General features: G+C 71.4%; 2 protein-coding genes. One reads left to right on the forward strand and one right to left on the reverse strand.

Annotation, left to right across the window (positions count from 1 at the left end; genetic code table 11):
• Positions 1-322: UbiA family prenyltransferase (locus tag ACH107_RS33010; RefSeq protein WP_412509813.1), on the reverse strand; the 322-nt coding region annotated here is incomplete at its 3' end.
• Positions 323-333: 11 nt separating this feature from the next.
• Between ACH107_RS33010 and ACH107_RS33015 the strand changes: the two genes are divergently transcribed.
• Positions 334-1,068, forward strand: coding sequence for a 16S rRNA (uracil(1498)-N(3))-methyltransferase (locus ACH107_RS33015; RefSeq protein ID WP_412509814.1), 735 nt, complete (start codon positions 334-336; stop codon positions 1,066-1,068).
• Positions 1,069-1,152: the final 84 nt, after the last annotated feature.

Here is a 1,152-nt window from a genome sequence, read left to right on the forward strand (position 1 = left end):
CGGTGCGCGCGACGCCGCCGTCGATGTGGCGGTCGGTGACGTCGTTCCACGTGCAGCCCGCGCCGCGCATCAGCACGGCGCCGATGCCGCACCCCGCGAATATCCACAGGTCGTGCCATGCCGCGCGCCCGTCATGCAGCATCGCCAGCAACAGCCCCCACCAGCAGGGCAGCAGCAACAGCCACGCGCCGATGGGCCTGTCCGCCCGGCTCAGCCGCAGGAAGGGCCGCGTGGCGGCCGGCGCCAGACGGTCCACCCAGTTGCCCGTGTCGGCATCGGCGATCCGGCTTTCGGCCTCTGGTGTCCGGTTCCCGGCGGTCATATGGTGCCCCCATGACGGATACGAAGATCAGGCTTTATGTAGAGCAGCCGCTGGGGGAAGGGCAAACCATTCCTCTGACGCGCGACCAGGCCCATTACCTTTTCGGCGTGATGCGCCGCGGCACCGGCGACGCGGTGCTGCTGTTCAACGGGCGGGACGGCGAATGGCGCGCCACCGTGGCCGAGGCAGGCAAGCGCGGCGGACGGCTTGACGTGACGGCCCGCACCGCGCCGCAGCGGGACCCGCCCGATCTCTGGCTGCTGTTCGCCCCGATCAAGAAGGCGCGCACCGATTTCATCGTCGAGAAGGCCGCCGAGATGGGCGCGGCGCGCATCCTGCCCGTGCAGACCGAGTTCACCAATGCCGACCGCGTCCGCCGCGACCGGCTTCAGGCCCATGCCATCGAAGCCGCCGAGCAATGCGGCGGCACCTACGTGCCCGAGGTGGCCGAGCTGAGCAAACTGGCCGACCTGCTGTCCGACTGGCCCGCCGACCGGAAGCTGATGTTCTGCGACGAGGCGCTTGCCGGCACGGCACGCGCCCTCGACGGCGCGCGCGCGCACAGCGGGGACAAATGGGCCATCCTGATCGGCCCCGAAGGCGGGTTTTCCGATACCGAGCGCACCCGGCTCGGGGCGCTGCCGTTCGCCCGGGCGGTCAGCCTCGGGCCGCGCATCCTGCGGGCCGATACCGCCGCCGTCGCCGCGCTGACCGTCTGGCAGCAGGCACTCGGGGACTGGGCATGAGCCTCGTGCGCCCCGAGGCGCGCGCGGCGATGTGGCGCTGGTCGGCCTTTACCATGCAGCACACGCGGCTTTCCAACACCGGCA

The sequence above is a fragment of the Roseovarius halophilus (ex Wu et al. 2025) genome (assembly GCF_047086965.1).